Origin of the sequence: Streptomyces sp. SLBN-8D4 (genome assembly GCF_049739545.1) — a bacterium.
Lineage (GTDB): Bacteria > Actinomycetota > Actinomycetes > Streptomycetales > Streptomycetaceae > Streptomyces > Streptomyces canus_C.
Genome location: NZ_JBMGQC010000001.1, coordinates 5,560,903 through 5,579,309 on the forward strand (window position 1 = coordinate 5,560,903; position 18,407 = coordinate 5,579,309).

Annotated in this window: 23 protein-coding genes and 1 tRNA gene; 15 read left to right on the plus strand and 9 right to left on the minus strand. The window is 67.0% G+C overall.

Annotated features, from left to right (window positions below; all coding sequences use genetic code 11):
- Positions 1 to 278: 278 nt before the first annotated feature.
- Together RKD20_RS25300 and RKD20_RS25305 are read left to right on the plus strand one after the other, a co-directional pair.
- Positions 279 to 2,231 (plus strand): ATP-dependent nuclease, encoded by a 1,953-nt coding sequence (locus RKD20_RS25300; protein WP_424879714.1) that lies wholly within the window; start codon positions 279 to 281, stop codon positions 2,229 to 2,231.
- Positions 2,191 to 3,342: a tyrosine-type recombinase/integrase gene (locus tag RKD20_RS25305; protein WP_424879715.1), complete on the plus strand. Its 1,152-nt coding sequence runs from the start codon at positions 2,191 to 2,193 to the stop codon at positions 3,340 to 3,342. Before RKD20_RS25300 ends, RKD20_RS25305 begins: the two co-directional genes overlap by 41 nt.
- Before the next feature lie 95 nt (positions 3,343 to 3,437).
- Here RKD20_RS25305 and RKD20_RS25310 read toward each other — a convergent pair whose 3' ends face one another.
- The 3 genes from RKD20_RS25310 to RKD20_RS25320 form a co-directional block, all read right to left on the minus strand.
- On the minus strand, positions 3,438 to 3,782 hold the full coding sequence (locus RKD20_RS25310) for a hypothetical protein (RefSeq protein ID WP_424879716.1): 345 nt from the start codon (positions 3,780 to 3,782) through the stop codon (positions 3,438 to 3,440).
- A 395-nt stretch (positions 3,783 to 4,177) separates the two neighbouring features.
- Positions 4,178 to 4,642, minus strand: a complete 465-nt coding sequence (locus RKD20_RS25315) for a hypothetical protein (RefSeq protein WP_424879717.1) — start codon at positions 4,640 to 4,642, stop codon at positions 4,178 to 4,180.
- Positions 4,643 to 4,916: 274 nt separating this feature from the next.
- Positions 4,917 to 5,303: a hypothetical protein gene (locus RKD20_RS25320; RefSeq protein WP_424879718.1), complete on the minus strand. Its 387-nt coding sequence runs from the start codon at positions 5,301 to 5,303 to the stop codon at positions 4,917 to 4,919.
- Positions 5,304 to 5,544: 241 nt separating this feature from the next.
- Between RKD20_RS25320 and RKD20_RS25325 the strand changes: the two genes are divergently transcribed.
- A complete protein-coding gene (locus RKD20_RS25325) occupies positions 5,545 to 5,964 on the plus strand; it encodes a hypothetical protein (RefSeq protein WP_424879719.1) in 420 nt (139 codons plus the stop codon).
- Positions 5,965 to 6,376: 412 nt separating this feature from the next.
- A complete protein-coding gene (locus RKD20_RS25330; RefSeq protein ID WP_424879720.1) occupies positions 6,377 to 7,633 on the plus strand; it encodes a hypothetical protein in 1,257 nt (418 codons plus the stop codon).
- A gap of 193 nt (positions 7,634 to 7,826) precedes the next feature.
- Here RKD20_RS25330 and RKD20_RS25335 read toward each other — a convergent pair whose 3' ends face one another.
- The 3 genes from RKD20_RS25335 to RKD20_RS25345 are packed head-to-tail and all read right to left on the minus strand — an operon-like array spanning position 7,827 to position 9,131.
- Complete coding sequence (locus RKD20_RS25335) at positions 7,827 to 8,225, minus strand: hypothetical protein (protein ID WP_424883315.1); 399 nt, start codon at positions 8,223 to 8,225, stop codon at positions 7,827 to 7,829.
- On the minus strand, positions 8,225 to 8,653 hold the full coding sequence (locus RKD20_RS25340; protein ID WP_424879721.1) for an ATP-binding protein: 429 nt from the start codon (positions 8,651 to 8,653) through the stop codon (positions 8,225 to 8,227). Before RKD20_RS25340 ends, RKD20_RS25335 begins: the two co-directional genes overlap by 1 nt.
- A 46-nt stretch (positions 8,654 to 8,699) precedes the next feature.
- Positions 8,700 to 9,131, minus strand: coding sequence for an NUDIX hydrolase (locus RKD20_RS25345; RefSeq protein ID WP_424879722.1), 432 nt, complete (start codon positions 9,129 to 9,131; stop codon positions 8,700 to 8,702).
- Between the two features lie 85 nt (positions 9,132 to 9,216).
- On the opposite strand from RKD20_RS25345, the gene RKD20_RS25350 reads away from it, so the two are divergent.
- From RKD20_RS25350 to RKD20_RS25395, 10 genes are all read left to right on the plus strand, one after another.
- Complete coding sequence (locus RKD20_RS25350) at positions 9,217 to 10,008, plus strand: GntR family transcriptional regulator (protein WP_062025424.1); 792 nt, start codon at positions 9,217 to 9,219, stop codon at positions 10,006 to 10,008.
- Positions 10,009 to 10,472: 464 nt separating this feature from the next.
- On the plus strand, positions 10,473 to 10,829 hold the full coding sequence (locus RKD20_RS25355; RefSeq protein ID WP_424879723.1) for a hypothetical protein: 357 nt from the start codon (positions 10,473 to 10,475) through the stop codon (positions 10,827 to 10,829).
- A complete protein-coding gene (locus RKD20_RS25360; protein WP_424879724.1) occupies positions 10,829 to 12,205 on the plus strand; it encodes an FtsK/SpoIIIE domain-containing protein in 1,377 nt (458 codons plus the stop codon). The genes RKD20_RS25355 and RKD20_RS25360 overlap by 1 nt, the downstream gene beginning before the upstream one ends.
- 82 nt (positions 12,206 to 12,287) lie before the next feature.
- Positions 12,288 to 12,920, plus strand: a complete 633-nt coding sequence (locus tag RKD20_RS25365; RefSeq protein ID WP_424879725.1) for a DUF2637 domain-containing protein — start codon at positions 12,288 to 12,290, stop codon at positions 12,918 to 12,920.
- A gap of 14 nt (positions 12,921 to 12,934) precedes the next feature.
- Positions 12,935 to 13,126: a mobile element transfer protein gene (locus tag RKD20_RS25370; protein WP_330325825.1), complete on the plus strand. Its 192-nt coding sequence runs from the start codon at positions 12,935 to 12,937 to the stop codon at positions 13,124 to 13,126.
- Positions 13,127 to 13,141: 15 nt separating this feature from the next.
- Entirely contained in the window at positions 13,142 to 13,327 is a 186-nt protein-coding gene (locus RKD20_RS25375) for a hypothetical protein (RefSeq protein ID WP_062025415.1), read from the plus strand.
- Between the two features lie 33 nt (positions 13,328 to 13,360).
- Complete coding sequence (locus RKD20_RS25380; RefSeq protein WP_424879726.1) at positions 13,361 to 13,612, plus strand: SpdD protein; 252 nt, start codon at positions 13,361 to 13,363, stop codon at positions 13,610 to 13,612.
- 121 nt (positions 13,613 to 13,733) lie between these two features.
- On the plus strand, positions 13,734 to 15,053 hold the full coding sequence (locus RKD20_RS25385) for a replication initiator (protein WP_424879727.1): 1,320 nt from the start codon (positions 13,734 to 13,736) through the stop codon (positions 15,051 to 15,053).
- Complete coding sequence (locus tag RKD20_RS25390) at positions 15,046 to 15,228, plus strand: helix-turn-helix domain-containing protein (RefSeq protein ID WP_356593378.1); 183 nt, start codon at positions 15,046 to 15,048, stop codon at positions 15,226 to 15,228. The genes RKD20_RS25385 and RKD20_RS25390 overlap by 8 nt, the downstream gene beginning before the upstream one ends.
- The gene (locus RKD20_RS25395; protein ID WP_424883316.1) at positions 15,228 to 16,379 is read left to right on the plus strand and encodes a tyrosine-type recombinase/integrase; all 1,152 of its coding nucleotides are present in this window, start codon (positions 15,228 to 15,230) and stop codon (positions 16,377 to 16,379) included. The genes RKD20_RS25390 and RKD20_RS25395 overlap by 1 nt, the downstream gene beginning before the upstream one ends.
- A 68-nt stretch (positions 16,380 to 16,447) precedes the next feature.
- On the opposite strand, the gene RKD20_RS25400 is transcribed toward RKD20_RS25395, so the two are convergent.
- Positions 16,448 to 16,523, minus strand: a tRNA-Arg gene (locus RKD20_RS25400).
- A gap of 98 nt (positions 16,524 to 16,621) precedes the next feature.
- A complete protein-coding gene (locus tag RKD20_RS25405) occupies positions 16,622 to 17,107 on the minus strand; it encodes an AMP-binding protein (protein WP_424879728.1) in 486 nt (161 codons plus the stop codon).
- A gap of 187 nt (positions 17,108 to 17,294) precedes the next feature.
- On the opposite strand from RKD20_RS25405, the gene RKD20_RS25410 reads away from it, so the two are divergent.
- Entirely contained in the window at positions 17,295 to 17,861 is a 567-nt protein-coding gene (locus RKD20_RS25410) for a transposase family protein (RefSeq protein WP_424879729.1), read from the plus strand.
- 6 nt (positions 17,862 to 17,867) lie between these two features.
- On the opposite strand, the gene RKD20_RS25415 is transcribed toward RKD20_RS25410, so the two are convergent.
- Positions 17,868 to 18,266 (minus strand): hypothetical protein, encoded by a 399-nt coding sequence (locus tag RKD20_RS25415; protein ID WP_424879730.1) that lies wholly within the window; start codon positions 18,264 to 18,266, stop codon positions 17,868 to 17,870.
- Positions 18,267 to 18,407: the final 141 nt, after the last annotated feature.

Below are 18,407 nucleotides of genomic sequence, written 5' to 3' on the forward strand. Positions count from 1 at the left end.
AGCGAACTCGCGCTCTCGCTTGGCAAGCGACGGGGTTCAGAGGGGCGGACAGCTTCCAACCTGGGAGTATGCGGCACGGTGTGCAGATGGATCACCCAGCCCCTTCTGAGCCCGCGCCTTGAAGATCAGAAAGAGCCTCAGCGGTGATGCTGACTACCATCTCCGCCGGGAGCAGCTTGGTGTGGCCTCCGAGGCCGAGGAATCACTCATCTCGGGAATTCAGCTGATTGGGCGTCAGGGTCGCTGCTAGCGTCCACAAACGCTACACGGGGAGTCAAATGCCCCGTCCGTACCAAACGCTCAGGACGACCGTGAAGATCAAGCGCGTTCGCATCGAGAACTTCTGCTGCCTGCACATGGTGGACGTCTCCTTCGAGGACATCACCTCATTCATCGGACCGACCGGGGCGGGCAAGTCAACCGTGCTGCGTGCGCTCGACTGGTTCTTCAACGGCGAGAAGGGCGTCGCGCTCAGCGATGACGATGTCCACTCGGCGGTGGAGGGAGGCCGCATCTCCGTGGAGGTGGAGTTCGACGGGCTGACCGAGCATGACCGGCAGACTCTCGGGCGATACGCACCTGACGGCGCTGCGAGCGTGAGTATCTGGCGAACCTGGCAGGACGGCGAGGACAAGATCACGGGAAAGGCGCTTGCGTACGGGCCCTTTGAGGAGGTGCGGAAGAACGACAAGGCCATGGATCTGCGTCGGGCTTATGACCAGTTGCGGGAGAGCGATCCGAGCCTGGGGCTGTCGGCCGCCGGGACCAAGGAGAAGGTCCTGGAGGCGATGCGTACCTGGGAGCTGGCCAACCGTGACCGCCTCACGGAGGCCGAGGTCGAGGACACGCATTTCTTCGGCTTCGCCGGACAGAGCAGGCTGGCCCAGCTGATCGACTTTGTGTTCGTCTCTGCCGACCTGCGGGCCTACGAGGAGGCCGACGACCAGAAGGCGACGGCACTCGGCCGCATCCTCGACCACGCTGTGGACCGCTCGGAGGCGAACGAGCAGCTCGGCGAGATCGAGGAGAGCGCCCATCTGGCCCGGCAGGAGGTGCACACGAAGGTCTACGGCCCTGTGCTGGATGAGGTGTCGGCTGCGCTCTCCGCGGAGGTCGCCAAGTTCACCACCGGACGTGAGGTGGTCGTGACCCCCACAGTGCAGGCGCCGAGGCCCGCCCGGACCACCTTCCGGGTGAGCATCCGGGACGGTGCTGCCCACACCTCGGTGCACCGGCAAGGGCATGGCTTCCAGCGTGCCCTGATCATCGCAGCGCTGAAGTACCTGGCCGACCGTCGGCGCCCGGCCGACGGGATGCGGACGTTGTGCCTAGCCACCGAGGAGCCTGAGCTGTTCCAACATCCGCCTCAGGCTCGGACCTTCGCCAAGGTGCTGCGCGAGCTGGTCGCCACGTCGCCGCAGGGCCGTACCCAGGTCATGTACGCCACCCACAATCCCGTCTTCATCGACCCGAAGGGCTACCACCAGATCCGCCGCCTCTGCCGCGCGGCCGGCGAAGACCACCCCGCCACCGAGGTATGGCAGGCTACGGAGGAGGGCCTGTTCACGGCCCTCGACGGGCTTGTCGACAAGCAGGTGATCAGGAGCCGGACCGAGGGGACGCTGGGCGGCGCCATGGCGGAGGGATTCTTCGCCCACGCTGTGGTTCTGGTCGAAGGGCGCGGGGACGCGGGAGTGATCACCGGTTGCGCCGAGCGGTCGGGGATCAACCTGGGTGCGGACGGCATCAGCGTCATCGAGGTCCACGGCAAGGACAACCTCATGATCTCCGACGCGCTTTTCAGCGCCTTGGGCGTACCGTGCTACGTCGTCTTCGACGGAGACCTCGGCATGGAAGACCGGAAACGGGAGTCAGTGCGCCTCCTCATCCCTGAGCAGCGTCAGGAGAAGGAGAAGGAGTTCGAGCGCCAGGCGCGGGCGAACCGGACCAAGAACTCGAATCTTCTGCAGTACCTGGGAGCGACACCGACTCCGCAGCCCGCCGACGACTCGACCGGACGTTACACCGTCTTCGAGGACACTCTGGAGACCTACCTCGATCGCCACTGGCCAGCCTGGGAGGAGCGCCGACAGGAGCTCGTCCGCACCGGCGAGGGCATTGACGGAAAGAACGCGGCGACGTATCTGGAGACCACCCGGACCGTCGCAGTGGAGCCGCCCTTTCTGCTGCATGCGCTACTACCGCGTGCGCTGGTACGACCCCGACGGTAAGCCGAAGATGAAGACCTTCACCCGCAAGGTCGACGCCGAGGCCGAGCGGACGAGGATGGAGTCTCGTCTCAACGACGGCTCCTACCGTGATCCGGCCGCCGCCCGTGTGAAGTTCGCAGAGGTGGCGGAGTCCTGGCTGGCGGCGCAGCTCCACCTCAAGCGCTCAACCCGGGCTCGCTACCGCGGCGTTCTCGACGTCCACGTGATTCCCAAGTGGGGCACGACCCCGCTGGACCGCATCCACTTCGAGGACATCGCGGAGTGGCTCGCGGATCTGCTGTCCGGCGAGGCGACCGGCGGCAGGAAGCTCAGCCCGCGGTCGGTCCGCAAGGCGTACGTCGTCCTCAGTCGCGTCCTCGGCTACGCGGTCAAGGCCCGTCGTCTGGCGGTCAACCCGGCTGTCGGCGTGCCCTTGCCCAAGGCGATGCCGGCTGACCACGTGTACCTCGACGACATGCAGGTCGACGCGCTGGCCAACGCGTCAGGCGCCTACCGGGTGTTCATCCTGCTGCTGGCCTACACCGGCCTGCGCTGGGGCGAGGCGTCCGCGCTGAAGGTGGGCCGCGTTGACCTGGACGCCTGCCGGGCGCACATCGTCGAGGCGTACGCCGAGGACAACGGCAAGCTCTACCTCGACACCCCCAAGAACCACGAGCGCCGATCGGTACCGATCCCGCGGTTCCTGGTCGAGGAGTTGAAGCCTCACGTCCAAGGGCGGGGAGATGAGGAACTGCTCTTCACCGCCCCGCAGGGCGGGCCACTGCGGGCCCGTAACTTCCGCCAGCGGTTCTTCGCGCCGGCGGTCGCGAAGGCCGGGCTGGGGCACCTCAAGGTCACCCCGCACAAGTTGCGGCACACGGCAGCCTCGCTCGCCATCGCCAGTGGCGCGGACGTCAACGTCGTACAGACGATGCTGGGCCACAAGTCCGCGACGCTGACCCTGGACACGTACGGGCACCTCTTCCCTGACCGTCTGGACGAGGTCTCGAAGAAGATGCACAAGCGCCGCTCCAAGCAACTCGCCAAGGCGAAGGCCAAGCTGGAGAAGGCGGAGCGGAAGGCCCGTGAGGCCGCCGAGGCAGTGGCCACCCTGGAGGACGATGCCGCGTGATGTGTGCCTGATCCGTGCCGGGTAGCTGTAACCGAGGGCGCCGCCCCACCGCGCTGATGCGGTGGGGCGGCGCCTTGCGGCTCCCTCGGATCAGGTCAGCCGCGCGGTCGGTGGCTTTCCTGCCGGGCCCGGTCGATCGCGGCAGCGGCTGCATCTCCGGCCAGCCGCTCGACCTCCTCGGGAGCCTTCCGCTCGTCGAGGACGAAGAGCCGGTCACCGACGAGACGGGTGGTCGTCTTCCAGCCGAGACGCCGTCCCGCCCCCCTGGCGGCACGCCGGACGTCCTTGAGCTCGCCCATCTCCGCAAGATCGTCAGCGCCAAGGATCAGCTGCCCGTAGTACCCCTCGTACTCCGGCTTCAGCGCGGCCCGCATCATCGACTCAAGCTGGTCGACCAGCCTCTCGTACCGGCGCCGGGCCAGCTCGTCCTTCGCGGGCATCTCGCACAGCTCCCCACCTCCGCCCGCAGCCGCATGTGTGCCATATGTGTGCTGCGAGTACGAAGGCCCTCCCGCCCGTTGGACGGAAGGGCCTCTGACCAGGTGTTTCTCTGTGCCCCCGGCAGGATTCGAACCTGCGACACCCGCTTTAGGAGATCCAATCCCGCTCTAGCTGTGGCCGTCGACTGGTCCGACGGCCGGACAGAGACGCTGGTGTACGCCCCCGTCCGGCGTCGTTGATGTCAGCCGTGGATGTCAGAAGCCTTCTGATCCGTAGCTCAATGTGGGTCGGTCAGAGACGGTCATTGTGGTTGCTGCCCAGTCCTGCATGGTGGCTGTTGGACGGTGGCGGTTGCTGGGGTTGCGGTACTTCCGTGCTGTACGGGGAGCGCCCTCTACCCGGCTGGTTCAAGCGTCAAGGCACTGCGCATGGGCTTGGCTCGCCACATGGCTGCCAGTTGGGGATAAGACTCGATCAACCGGCGCATCTCACTCAGCGCTGCGACCCTGGGTGCGCCGATCTCGTCGAAGCCGAACCCGGTGTCTTGATGCCCGAGGCTGTCGAGATCTGCCCATTCCGGGTCCTCGGCGAAGATGAGTTGCAACTCCACTTTCCAGTACTCGGGCTGCCAGTCGGGGCCATCGCGGTCGTCGGCGTCGTTGACCGCCAGCAGCCGCCCGAAGGACATCGATGGCTGGCTGTCGTTCCAGTCCCACCTGCCCCATTCGGCGATGAAGCCGTCGCCGTCGTTCTCGGGTCCCTCGATCCCTTCGACCTCGACCTGGAGAAAGTCGCCGAAGGCACCCCAAGCGGCGTCGACGTCGTCTACGGCATTGGGCTCGACGCCACGCTGTGTCAAGATCCGCGCGAACGCGTCCGCGCTGGATCTCCATGGAATGGGCATCCGGGATGCTATCGCGCTGCTCCATCGGCTCAGGACTCCCCAGTCAGAGGGGTGACGCAGGGCGCGCGATTTCCAACTGTGGGGGTGGGGTGGTGGTCGTACGGGGGCGTTCATCTGCGTTCATGGGCGGTTGGCTCGTGCGGGGAGCCTGACCAGTGGTCCCCTCTGAACGGCCGGGAACGGGGGTGAATGAGACGGAATCTGAGACGGTGTGGGCGGTGGGGGAGCTTCACTCTTCCCCAGGTGGGATGAGGCGATCGGCGCCCTCGGCATCGTCCACGTCTCCGTGGGCGTCGACAGTGATCGGTGTTGCTCGCCCCTTGGACGTGATGAGCCACGCCAGTATCTGCTCCGTCAATGGCCCGTTGTTGGGGCCTTCGTCCTTCCAGTACGCGCGCCAGCCTCCTCCGGGGACGGCAGCAACCACCTGGTCGGCCTGCTCAAGGTGGGAGAAGTCCGGGTAGTCCGTGACTGGGCGGCGGGTACCGCGCTTGGGGTCGACCACGAGGGCAACACCTGTCGTCTCGTCCCAGGCGTCCACGTGTACGGTCCGGCCGATCATCGTCTCGGTGCCGGTGAATATCGCGAGCCAGCCTGTGCCATTGAAGTAGCGCATGCGGTCATCGTCCATGACCTCAGCCGGCGTCACTGCAGGAGCGGGGCCCTGTGGGACATCAGCTTGGGAAGCTTGGGTCTTCTATGGGCGGCTGCTCGGCTGACCTGCGGCGGAGAGGCTACGGAAGTTGACCGGTCGGCAACCTGGTCCCCGCCATTCCCCGTGGTTCCCCGCACGACCTGGCACGCGTCCTGTCACCGACCACATGGTGATGTCAGTGTGGTCGGACACAATGCGCGCCATGAGTGATCACTACGAAGTTGTCTTCTCCTGCTTCCTCCGCGATGACACCCCGGCCCCGGTTCTGGCGGCCCTGCGCTGGCATATGGGCATTGACGACGAAGGTCCGGACGACCTGGACCCAGACGATCATCCGTACCCATTGCTTCTCTCGGGCCAGGGCCGGCTTCCTGGCGGCGACCTCGTGTCTCTACGCCGAACGGTGCAGGAGTTCACGTCATCGGGCAAGCGGTACGAGTGGGAACTGTTCGTGCGCATCTACTGGGTCGATGACCTCACGCTCTATCTCGACGCACTGCTACAGCTGATCGCTCCTCACGTCGCGCGCCGGGGCTACGGCGGCTACATACGCGACGAGTACGACGTCGAGGTAAAGACCTTCAAGTTCCATGACGGCACGTACGATCCCGTCGAGATCTAAGAAGGAGCGTTTTCACCCCTGACGGCAAGAAACACCCCATCTTGCCTGAGGTCCACCCTTGGGTGGTAACCCGTTCGGTCGGGGGGCTGTGACCTGGGGGTTCGTCGTCGGCGCCTGTAGATCGACTGTCACCGTCGGTCGTCGTCGAGTGGCCTCGGGGGGCGTCGGACGGCCCAGGGACGGCCCGCGTGTGATCACTCAGAGGCCGCACAACAGCACTCGCGCTTGCCCAGGCCGAGCTCGCGGGCAGTCATCGCCCAGCGCTGTCGAGCAGTTCGTCGCGGGCGCTACGGGAGCGCTCCTGTACCGATCTGTGACGCACCGAGCGGCTCGTTTCCCGCGTCGACAAGCCGTGATTGCGGCATCCTACGCTCAGACCAAGTCCGATCATCTCACAGCACTAGGCGGGGCCATGAAATTGATCGACCAATTCGTCGCACGCTATTCGAAGGAATATGACTTCTACAGCCAGGCTGCGCGTCTAGTTGCTCAAACCTTGGAAAGAGACTTGAGGAGTTCAGGTGTCCGCTGCATAGTCACCCATCGCGCAAAAGACATAACGCGCTTGGAAGAAAAATGCCGCCAGCGCGCACCGAGGGAGAAGTATAAGACGATTGAAGACATCTATGAGGACATCGTCGACCTCGCTGGCGTACGCGTCGCCCTTTACTTCCCAGGCGAACAGGACCAGGCAGAAAAGGCTGTGTATCGCCTATTTGAAGTACAGAAAAAGAAGGAATTCCCCGAGCCAGACAAAAAGCAGGAACCCGAGAAAAAGTTTTCAGGATACTCAGCACACCACTACCGCGTTCGACTAAATGAGCGCAGCCTAAGCGATCTGGACAAGCGATACTCTCAGGCGCGAATTGAAGTACAGGTAGCCTCGGTGCTAATGCACGCCTGGTCAGAGGTCGAACACGACCTCATCTACAAGCCCCTAGCGGGTAGCTTGTCCCAAGTCGAACTATCAATCCTAGACCAACTCAACGGATTGGTTATCGCTGGTGAACTGTCACTGAGAATGCTCCAGAAGGCAGGCGATGACCGGGTTGCTAGCAACGGAAAATTTCTCAACCACTATGAACTGGCCGCCCATCTACTCAACCAAGCTGGCCAGATACTGGGCGAGCCGGTCGGCGACTCGGGCCTAGGGCAAGTCGATCTATTGTTCGACTTCATGACGCATTTGAGGAAGGAGACACCGAGCGACCTAGCGCCATATTTGGAATCTCTGCACGGCAACGTTGAAAAGCGCCCTCTCGCAGAGCAGGTGATCGACTCCCTTCTGGCCGAAGATTCTTCGCGATACGAGAAGTTCAACTCCCTATACGTTGACTCTATGGAATCTTTCGGCGCCCCGGGTTCCGAGAGCGCAGAAATGCATGAGCAAATGGGCCGGTTCCTGACGAGCTGGGTAGTGCTAGAAGAAATTCTGAGGAACCTCGCTTCAAAGGTGAACGGCGAGCGGATCGCAATGCCGACGGCCCGCTTGCTCGACAATCTGCATGTGATAGACCCGGAGACCCGCCACGAAATCGACTTGCTACGACGAGTGCGGAACAATGTTGTGCACGGAAGAGATGTACCCCCCTCCGGCTATCTAGCCGAGGCTATCGCGAGAATCCAGGCCATCACGGAAAGGGTTCGCCGAATCGAGCTAGCTGATTAGTAAACTTAAGTCGTGGAAAATCCTGGAGCCGACCGCCCCAGCCACAGAGGGTGCCTCCTACCTTCTGCCCGCAGCCGCCGAGCGCGCCGCCGGGCGCGGCCAGCCGGGGCGCAGACAGGAGGCAGGCCGCGCCGCAGAGGCGGCGCGCGCCCGCGCCGTGCGCGGGCCTTGAACCAGTAAAGAAAGTTGTAACTCAGTCGGTCCGCTGGGGAGTGCAAGGCTCCGTGTGCGGTTTGAAGTCGTGAGCGCAGGAAGGAAGTTCGGCCCCTTGGCGGTGTGCCAGCGGGAGGAAGATCACTGGCCGGATCGTCCATGTGAGGCGTGTGCAGGCCTGGGTGAGAGTCACCGTGCTGGGCTCGGCGCGTAGGAGTGCTCTCCGCGTAGTGATGCGGCCGTCGTACAGCCACTCCCACGCGTCCTGGGAGGCGTCGGGATCCAGTGCCGGTGAGATCGTGCGCAGTGCAACCGCCACCCATCTGTCGGCCTGTGGTGCCGAGTACGCGTCGAAGGATGCCCGGAGGGTCGGCAGTGTCTCGGCGGTGAGGTCTTCGGTCCAGCACTCGCACCAGTAGCCTCGCTGCGGCTTGTCCATCAGCACGGGTGACCTCCCGCGGGCGGGTCCGTGTAGAGCTCCGCGGTGACCGTGTGGCCGCCGTCGCTCTTGTGCACCACGACCCGGTGGGCGATCACGTTGACCATGCCCAGGCCCCGGCCGTGCTCGGCGTCCTGGTCCTGGCGCTCGACCTTTGGGGCGCTGCCGGCGCCTCCGTCGTCCGTGACCGACAGCGCGATGGCCTGGGCCGATACCGCTAGGGCCAGATGGAAGCTGCCCGAGTCCTGGCCGCTGGCCGTGTGGAGGATCGCGTTCGCGCTCAGCTCGCTCACGATGAGTTCGGCGTCCTCGGCCCATGGCGATTCGCGCAGGATGTCGCGGGTCCATCGGCGGGCCCGGCTGACCTCTTCCGGGAAACCTGGGCAAGTAAGTCCCCAGACCCGAGCTGTACTCGTATACTCGTGCATACAAGTTCCTTCGTGCTGGTAGGCCGCCATGTGCAGCGGGTTCGGGCTAGACGAGTTTCACGCCGTCGTGGGCGCGGATGGCAGGTGGAGACGCCGCGTCCATCGCGTCCAGGACGCGGATGGCGTATGCCTCGTCGGCAAGCTCGGAGACTTCTTCGCGGGTGGCCCAGCGCAGGGCGCGGGTCTCGTCGCCGGTGGTGGGCGTGCCGTCGGCGGCCTGGCAGCGGAAGACCAGGGAGACGATCAGGCCCGTCATGTTCTTGTAGACGCCGGTGAGGGTCGCCGGAAGGGTGACCTTGATGCCGGTTTCTTCGAGGACTTCGCGTTGTAGGGCCTCGGGGATGGTCTCCTCGCGTTCGAGGACGCCGCCCGGGGGTTCCCACTTGCCGTTGTCGCGGCGCTGGATCAGGAGGGCTCGGCCGCGGTCGTCGATGACGACTCCGGCCACGCTTACGGAGTGCGGGCGTTCTGTGCTCACGTTCCTCGGCCCTCTCGGATGGCTAGGCTCTCCACCGTAGCAACAACACTCGCCCACACGTCTAGATACCTAAAGGAGTGCACTCGTGACCCCTGCCCTTCCCTCCGGCCAGCTCGGTGATCTCGACCCCACGAGCGATCGTGCGGTCTTCCGGCAGATCGCCGACCAGCTGCGCGAGGCCATCGACCGCGGGCGATTTCGAGAGGGCGAGAAGCTGCCCTCCGAGGCGGAGCTTGTGGACCACTACGGGGTATCCCGGATGACCGTCCGCAACTCCTTCTCCATCCTCCAGGGGGAAGGACTCGTCCACGCCGAGCACGGCAAGGGCGTGTTCGTCCGGCCCCGGCCCCCCGTACGGCGACTCGCCTCCGACCGGTTCGCCCGCCGGCATCGCGAGCAGGGCAAGTCCGCGTTCATCGTCGAGGCGGACACGGTCGGCAGCCACCCCCAGGTCGACAGCCTTGAGGTCAAGGAAGAGAAGGCCAGTCAGGACATCTCCACCCGACTCGGCTCGGTGCGGCGGGTCCTCGCCCGGCGGCGGCGGTATCTCCTCGACGGCCGGCCGGTCGAGTTCGCCACCTCCTACCTCCCCCTCGACATCGCCCGCGGTACGCAGATCGCCGAACCCAACCCCGGGCCCGGCGGCATCTACGCCCGCCTCGAAGAACTCGGTCACCGCCTGGACCACTTCGAGGAGGAGATCCGGGCCCGGATGCCTTCCCCGGACGAGGTCAAGACGCTCCGGCTGGCCTCCGGCGTGCCCGTCATCCACCTGATCCGCACTGCCTTCGACACCGAGGGGCGGGCCGTCGAGGTCTGCGACACGGTCATGGCGGCGGACGCGTACGTGCTGTCCTACCAGCTTCCGGCGACGTGAGCGTGGGGCGCCCGGTGCCTGACAAAGCTTGGACGGGGGATGATCGTGAGCACAACGACGAGTGCCACGAGCGCTGGTTGCAGCTTCGGAACAGGCGCACTGACCAGCCCGATTATCGGGATGAGTGGTTTGACGAGCAGTGCGGCGGCTGTCGTTTCTGGGTCGCGTTGAGCGGCGAGTTGGGACGGGACTGGGGACTTTGCACCCACCCCGGCTCGGCGTTCGACGGGCGGGCCCGTTTCGAGCACGACGGCTGCGACTCGTTCGCTGTCCGGGAGGATGGCTCCTTCGGATGACCCCGCTGAAGGATCGGTGCGCGGGGGCGCTCTCCGGAACTCGTACACCCCAGCATGCATACTCGTATAGACGAGTGGGCAAGTTGTGTGGCATGGTGATCGTCGTGAGCCCGGGAGATCGGGTTCGCAGATCGCTACATGTATAGACGAGTAGATAGGGAAACTGTCTTGCGCACCATCCGTGTTGAGACCTCCGCCGCCACGATCCTCCTCACCGAGGCTCCTGAGCCCAAGGTCCGCGACCGTCAGACCGGCGAGATCGCCAAGGACGCCGTCAGCGGTGAGGCGCTGATGACCATCGGTGTCGTCTACATCGAGGACGGAGAGTCCTCGCTGATCAAGGTCACCGTGCCGGAGGGCGGTGTCTCCGAGGGCTTGAACCTCGGTGCTCCGGTCTCGCTGCCGGGGCTCATCGCCCGGCCGTGGGAGTCGGTGTTCAACGGGCAGCAGCGTCACGGCATCGCCTTCCGGGCCGCCGCCGTCACCCCGGCCGCGTTCCCGGCCGCCATGGGGGCCACCGCCTGATGACCGACCTGACGACACTCCTGGAGGTGGGTGGTCCCCTCGCCGCGCTCGGCGGCGGGACCGCCTACACCCGGGCCAAGTACCCGGCCGTCTACTGGTCCGCCATCGGCGGCCCGATATCCACCGCCCGCCTGCTCAGCTCGTACAGCTCCGTCATGGAAGCGTGCGGCCTGACCGTCGCTCCTTCCCGGCTGCGGGTCCTCGCCGTCAAGGCCACCACCCGGCGGGAGGTCCGGCCGGTCCCGCCCCGCCGGGGCATCATCAGGCCCACCTCGACCGGGCTGCGCATCCGGCTGCGGCTCGCACCCGGACAGGAACCCGCCGACGTCGCTGCCTCGGCCGAACGGCTGCGGCACGCATGGGGAGTTCACGCCGTCTACGTCACCACGATCAAGCCCGGTGTCGTCGAACTGCGGCTCGTCGGCTACGACGTCCTACGGCGAGTCCGCATGCCCCGCAAGACCGAATCCGGGTTCCTCATGGTGCCGGTCGCCCTGCGGGAAGACGCCACTCCCTTCGTACGGGACTACCGGACCGTTCCTCACCAACTCACCCTCGGCGCGACCCTCTCCGGCAAGTCCATGTACCTGCGCCACCTCATCGCCGGACTGGCCCGGCAGCCCGTCGCCCTCGTCGGCATCGACTGCAAACGCGGCGTCGAACTCGCGCCCTTCGCCGCCCGTCTCTCCGCCCTCGCCACCGACCCAGACGAAGCCGCCGACCTGCTGCCCGTCCTGGTCAAGGAAATGGAGGACCGATACGACCTGATCAAGGCCAGGCAGGGCATCGCGCCCGACACCCCGGACGAGGAGATCACCTCCGACATCTGGGGCCTGCCAGAGAGCGAACGGCCCACCCCCGTCGTCCTGTTCGTCGACGAGGTGGCCGAACTCTTCCTCACCGCCACCCGCAAGGACGAGGAACGCCGCGACGAGATGGTCACCCAGCTCATCCGCCTCGCCCAGCTCGGCCGCGCGGCCGGCATCTACCTGGAGGTGTGCGGGCAACGCTTCGGCGCCGAACTCGGCAAGGGCGCCACCATGCTCCGCGCCCAGCTCACCGGCCGCGTCTGCCACCGCGTCAACGACGAAGCCTCTGCAAAGATGGCCCTCGGCGACATCGCCCCGGAAGCAGTCTCCGCAGCCTGCGCCATCGCCCCCGAACTGCCCGGCCTGGCCGTCGCGGGCGAAACCTCCGGCGGCTGGTCCCGCATCCGCACCCCCTACCTCTCCCTCGGCGACGCCGCCGAGATCTGCCGGGAATCGGCACACCTGGTGCCCGACCTGCCCGCACTCAAGCCCTTCCGGCCCGACGTCCCCGTACGCCCCGTCGAAACCCCGGCCCCGGCAGTTCTGCCTCACCCGGTGACCGACTGACGCACCCCTCAATCCGGTCGGCGTGACCGCCTCGCGCCACGTCCCTACCCCTGCCATCCCCGAAACAGAAGGGAGCCGGACCGTGCGCGCCCATCTGGCCCGTGTCGACGCGGTGTTGGTCCAGGCGCTCATCGCCGCCGCACTGTCCTTCGCCCACATCCACGACATCGCCATGGCAGCCGGACAGGACGGATGGAAGGCGTGGGCCTACCCGATCAGCGTTGACCTGCTGCTCGTTGCCGCATGGCGTCGACTCCGCTCCGGTACGGCCAAAGCGGCGGCCTGGTGCTGGTTCGTCATCGCCCTCACCGCGTCCCTCGGCGCCAACGTCGCCACCGCCGGACTCCTCGACATGACCGACGTGCCGGCCTGGCTGAGCATCCTCGTCGCGGGCTGGCCCGCGGTCGCCTTCCTCGGCGGAACCCTCCTCGCCCATACGGCGCCGAAAACGGCCACCGACGAGAACGTCATGGACCCCATCGAGGACCAGGAGGACGAGCCCGAAACCACCCCCGAAACGCCCGCCCAACCCGCCGCCATCGAGCCAACCCTGTCCACCCCGCCCGTTCCGGTGCCGACCGCCCTGGTCAACCACGCCCGCAAGGTCGCCGCCGAACACCGCACCCGCACCGGAGCACCAATCGACACCCCAACTCTTCGCGCTCGCCTCGGTGTCCCGGCGCCACTCGCCGAAGCCATCGCCGCCCAACTCTGAAGGGAGAACCCCACATGACCGCGAACCGCCGCTTCCGCAACGTCACCCGCATCGGCCCTGTCCAGGTCGCCAGCTCATACGACGGCAGGGGCCGAGAGAAGCACACCGCCGCCTGCACCGCCCCGCGCTGCAACTTCTCCGCCGACTACGACAGCCGCGCCGCCGCCGAACTGGCCGCCCGCACCCACCGCTGCCCTGTCCGCTGAAAGGACCCGCACCCCGTGACCGTCAGCCTGCCCCTCGTCGTCGTCCTCGGCTTCTTCGCCTGGGGAGCGGTCAAGTTCCTCGGCGTCCGCACCTGGATCGTCGTCCTGATCGCCCTCTTCGGCTTCTGGCTCTCGCACACCTTCCTCGCCCCCGCCATCGAATCCGGCACGCGCTCCGGCGTGACCGTCATAAACGGCTAACACATCTAGGCGAGTAGATAAGGAGTCTCCTCCGTGTTCCTGCCCAAGTACCCCGACAACCCCACCCCGCCGCCGCCCGCACACACCCACACCGCAACGACCGAACCGGCCCCCGACCGCCGCGCGCTGCCCTCGGTGTCCATCGATCAGAAGACGGTCGCCGCCCTGGTCGTCGGCGGAGTCGTCCTCACCACGCTCCTGGCCGCCGTCGCCGTCACGGCCATCTCCGTCGCCGTGGCCGCCGTCGTCCTGCGCTCCCTGCTCCGCGACCAGCACCGCCGCTAGATCCCCGCCCGGCCTCCGGGGCGACGGCACACGACCAAGCATTACGCCGCCCCGGGGCCTTCCTCCCGACCGAGCCAGTCAGAAGGGAAACGCCATCTTCACCCGCACCACCCCGGCCCCCGTGCCGGAACTCGCGAACCTGGCCGCCCAGGGCACCCTCCCCGGTATCCTCCGCCAGCTCTCCGGTCTCGGCGGCTGCACCCACCCCATCCGCCTCGACGGCCACCGCACCGAATACGACCTCAACACCACCACCGGCGAGATCGGCCGCATCCTCCAGCGCCTCGACTCGACCAGCCTCCCCGCCGGCCAACTCCTCGTCCGCTGCAACAACCGCCGCACCACCCGCTGCCCGGCCTGCGCCGAGGTCTACCGCCGCGACACCTTCCACCTCATCACCGCCGGACTTCGCGGCGGCAAAGGCACCCCGGAACAGGTCGGCACCCACCCCCGCGTGTTCGCCACCTTCACCGCCCCCGGCTTCGGCCCGGTCCACAACCGCCGCACCGACGGCCGCCCCTGTCGCTGCGGCCACCACCACGACCAGGACGACGACAGTCTCGGCACCCCGCTCAACCCCGACACCTACGACTACGAAGCCGCCGTGCTTTGGAACGCCCACGCGGGGGCTCTCTGGCGCCGCTTCTCGATCTACCTTCGCCGGGAGGTCGCCAAGCGCGCGGGCCTCTCACAACGCCGACTCCGGGACCATGCGCGCGTGTCATTCGCCAAGGTTGCCGAGTACCAAAAGCGCGGAGCCGTCCACTTCCACTCGGTCATCCGCCTCGACGGCCCTGGAGGCGGCAACACGCCACCGCCCGCATGGGCGACAGCCGAACTCCTCACCGACGCCATAGAAGCCGCCGTCTCCAAGGTCCGCATCGATGGCCCGGCCATCAACGGCCGCACCCACACCTTCGCCTTCGGCCGCCAACTCGACGTCCGCACCATCCGCTCCGCCGACTTCGACGGCGGCCAGGAGTTGACCGAACGAGCTGTTGCCGCCTACATCGCCAAGTACGCCACCAAGGGCGCCGAAACAGCGACGGGAGCTCTCGACCGCCCGCTCAAGTTCGTCGCCGAACTCGCCCAACTCGACATCAGCGACCACGCCCGCCAACTCATCCGAACCGCCTGGGCCCTCGGCGCACACAAGGACCTCGAACACCTCCGCCTGCGCGCCTGGGCCCACATGCTCGGCTTCCGCGGCCACTTCTCCACCAAATCCCGCCGCTACTCCACCACCCTCGGCGCCCTCCGCAACGCCCGCGCCGAATATCGCCGCGCCCAAGCCTCAGAAGCCGCCAACCCTCAGCCAGGCACGACGTACGTCCTCGCCCACTGGGTCTTCGCAGGAACCGGCCTCTCGGACACCGAAGCCTGGCTGTCCGCATCCCTCGAACCCGCCCCTGGCACAGAAGGAGAGCCAACCCATGCGTGAGGACGAGCTGTTGACCGTGCCCGACGTTATGGCGCGCCTCAAGCTCGGGCGGTCCACGGTCTACGACCTGATCCGCTCCCGTCGCCTGCCCTCGATCACCATCGGCCGGTGCCGTCGCATTCCGGCGCGGGCTGTCCGCGAGTACATCACCAACGAACTGGAGGCGGCGGCATGATGGCCCAGCAACGCAAGCGGAACCCCAACGGTGCCGGCACCATCACCAAGCGCAAGGACGGCCGCTATCAGTGCGCGGTCTACGTCCTCCAGCCGGACGGCACCCGTGCCCGCAAGTTCGCGTACGGCAAGACCTGGCAGGAGTGCGACACCAAGCGTCGTGAGTTGCTGGCCAAGGTCGACCAGGGCGTACCCGTTCCCACCCGCTCGGCGAAGCTCTCTGACTGGCTGCCCTACTGGCTGGACAACATCGTCAAGCCCCGCCGGAAGCTCAGCACCTACGACAAGTACGAGACGCACGTCAGGCTCTACCTCGTGCCCATGCTCGGCTCCAAGCGGCTCGAATCCCTCGGCGTAGCCGACATCCGGCGCTTCCTGACCCAGCTGGAGAACAGGACGACAGCGGCCACGGCCAAGGAATCGCACCGGGTGCTGCGTTCAGCCCTGTCCGCTGCCTGTCGGGAAGAGCTGATCGCGCGGAATGTGGCGGGCCTCGTCGAGCCGCCCCGGGCGTCGTCGCGCGAGCTGAGTCCCTGGACGCTCGACGAGACCTTGGACTTCCTCGCCGCCTCCCGGAAGGACCCGCTGTACGCGGCCTTCGTGCTCGCCATCGCCATGGGACTGCGGCGCGGCGAACTCGTCGGGTTGCGCTGGACCGACGTGGACCTGGACAAGCGCGTCTTGTACATCCGCCAGCAGACTCAGCGGCGGCGCGGGGTCCTCTACGACGACGACACCAAGAACCGCCGCAACCGTGCCCTTCCGCTCCCGGCCATGTGCGTCGCCCCGCTGCGCTGGCACCGGATGCGGCAGGTGGTTGCCAGGCAGCGCGCGGGGGAGTCGTGGGATGACGGTGGCTACGTGTTCGCCACCCGGAACGGCCGCCCGGTCGAGCCGCGCAACGTGTACCGCTCCTTCACTCGCGTCGCCCAGTCCGCCGGCCTCCGCGTGATCCGGCTGCACGATGCCCGGCACGGGTGCGCCACGCTGCTCACCGCTGCCGGGGTGGCTCCCCGCGTCGTGATGGAGATCCTCGGGCACAGTCAGATCAGCATCACCATGGACGTGTACACGCACGTCGTGCAGGACACCCAGCGGGAGGCCATCAGTCACATGGATCGGCTGCTCAAGAGGCGGCCCGGTCGTGAGTGATCGCCCTCGTTGATGTCAAAAGTGGATGTCAAAGGCCCCGGACCATGATCGGTCCGGGGCCTTTCGCCTGGTGCCCCCGGCAGGATTCGAACCTGCGACACCCGCTTTAGGAGAGCGGTGCTCTATCCCCTGAGCTACGAAGGCCGGGGCTTGTAGAAAACCTTGTCGAAAATCCAGGGCGTGGATCTTCGACGCGGAGTACAAGCCCGCTGGTCAGACGTGGTGCAACGCTCTCCGCCGGGTCACCTGAGCAGACAACGCCACGTACCAATGGCCGACCAGGGACAGCGTAGCGGATGCGCGCCAGCGAGGGTCCCCTGTATAGGGGCAGGATAGCGGCGCGGCGAGCTTGAACGCCTCTGACCTGCTGTTTCTGTGGCTTGCAGCGAATGAGTGGTGGGCGTTGAGAGGGCAGGAGTCGAGGGCGGTTGGACCGTTCTGCGCCCTGTGTCAGTTGGCATGCCGACCTCGGTCTGGCCGAAGTGATCGTGCACCGCCAGGCCCAGCGCGGCCCCGGCCCGCTCGTTGACCTCGGGGGTCAGTGGCTCCCCCGCGCTGGACGCCCGCTCCAGGCTCAGCCCCCGCGGCACCGGCACCGACGAGGAGCGCAGTCCCCGGTACACGGTCGGGGCGGCGGCGAAGTCGGTGACCTGGTGGTCGACGAGGGTGCGCCAGGTCGCCTCGGTGGAGAACCCGCCGGACAAAACAACGGTGGTCGGGTCGGCCACGCGGAAATGGACCTGCCCTCTCCTCGGGCAGGTCCATTTCCGCGTGGCCTTCCACCGAACCGGACGTGGCGCTGGGTAGGCGGCCTGCGAGATCCCTGCCGAACAGGGCCTTTTCCGACGGTCCTCACCGGCCCCCGGCCTGTTGACGAGGTGTCTGACGTCTCAACCACGCTGCTCGGGGGCCTCGTTGGCCATCTATCCTGCCGCACTCGACCTGCCCCATGCGCTCGTGGAGTGGGTCACCGTGCTCGTTGTCACCTGTGAGGGCGACCGCCGCTGCAAGCTCCGCCCGTCCCAGCGCGCGATGGTGGCACTGGTGTACCTCCGCGAACACACCCCCCTGGTAAAGATCGCTGCCGGATTCGGGATCAGCGAGTCCACCGCCCACGCCTGCACCAGCGCGGTCGTCCACCTGCTCGCCGAACGTGCGCAGGGTCTGCTGAAGGTCCTGCGCGAGGCCGAGGCGGACTTCGTCCTGCTGGACGGCACGCTCGCCAAGTGCGCCCGGGTCGGCGACGGGCGGGCCGACTACTCGGCCAAGCACCGCCGGCACGGGGTGAACGTGCAGGTGGTCACCGATCCGGGCGGCCGGCTGCTGTGGCTCTCACCCGCACCGCCGGGCCGGGCGCACGACCTGACCGCCGCCTGCACCCACCGGATCATCCGCATCCGCGTCCTCCGCAGATCCCGGTGCGGCCCACATCGCATGACGTCAATCGCCAAAGCCGTCCTCACCCTGGAGCGGCACCGCTGAAGACGCTCACTGACGGACTCTGCGGCGGGTTCCGCTGGTGTGGCGTTGCCCGTCGTGGGGGTCCATCTGGCCGGGGGAGACCGCGGCGCGGGTGAAGAAGTCGCACGGGGCCCCGAACAACTCCGGGTGCGGGTGGCGGCTGCGGTCATCGCGTGCCTTGATGGCGCAGTTCAGGACGACCACCTGCGCGCGCCGGGCCCAAGCCGCAGCGTCCGGCCCGTTGGCGTCACTGGACCCATGGGCGGCGGCCCCGTCGGACCCGTCGGCGCCGTCGGTCTCCGCGGGAAACCGCGCCGCGGCGGGCGCAGCGCCGTCCAGCTCGGCCTGCCACCGGTCGAACGTCGCGGCTTCCTCCTCGGAGCGCTGACGGGCCGCGTCTCGGTCCGGTTCACGGGATGAAGTCACGCAGGTGAAGTGCCTGTGACGAAACCGTTGACGGAGTCATTGCCCCCGCTTATCTTCTGACCGAATTTACGAACGTGGTTCGAAATTACGGACAGGGACGGTCTCGCATGCCGAAGATGTCAGAGCAGCCCCCCGCCAGAC

Bases quoted from the DNA above. Each gene is read 5' to 3' on its own strand.
- RKD20_RS25300 (WP_424879714.1), top strand. From the start codon at position 279: ATGCCCCGTCCGTACCAAACGCTCAGGACGACCGTGAAGATCAAGCGC.
- RKD20_RS25305 (WP_424879715.1), top strand. From the start codon at position 2,191: ATGCGCTACTACCGCGTGCGCTGGTACGACCCCGACGGTAAGCCGAAG.
- RKD20_RS25310 (WP_424879716.1), bottom strand. From the start codon at position 3,782: ATGCCCGCGAAGGACGAGCTGGCCCGGCGCCGGTACGAGAGGCTGGTC.
- RKD20_RS25320 (WP_424879718.1), bottom strand. From the start codon at position 5,303: ATGCGCTACTTCAATGGCACAGGCTGGCTCGCGATATTCACCGGCACC.
- RKD20_RS25325 (WP_424879719.1), top strand. From the start codon at position 5,545: ATGAGTGATCACTACGAAGTTGTCTTCTCCTGCTTCCTCCGCGATGAC.
- RKD20_RS25330 (WP_424879720.1), top strand. From the start codon at position 6,377: ATGAAATTGATCGACCAATTCGTCGCACGCTATTCGAAGGAATATGAC.
- RKD20_RS25335 (WP_424883315.1), bottom strand. From the start codon at position 8,225: ATGGACAAGCCGCAGCGAGGCTACTGGTGCGAGTGCTGGACCGAAGAC.
- RKD20_RS25340 (WP_424879721.1), bottom strand. From the start codon at position 8,653: ATGCACGAGTATACGAGTACAGCTCGGGTCTGGGGACTTACTTGCCCA.
- RKD20_RS25360 (WP_424879724.1), top strand. From the start codon at position 10,829: ATGACCGACCTGACGACACTCCTGGAGGTGGGTGGTCCCCTCGCCGCG.
- RKD20_RS25370 (WP_330325825.1), top strand. From the start codon at position 12,935: ATGACCGCGAACCGCCGCTTCCGCAACGTCACCCGCATCGGCCCTGTC.
- RKD20_RS25390 (WP_356593378.1), top strand. From the start codon at position 15,046: ATGCGTGAGGACGAGCTGTTGACCGTGCCCGACGTTATGGCGCGCCTC.
- RKD20_RS25395 (WP_424883316.1), top strand. From the start codon at position 15,228: ATGGCCCAGCAACGCAAGCGGAACCCCAACGGTGCCGGCACCATCACC.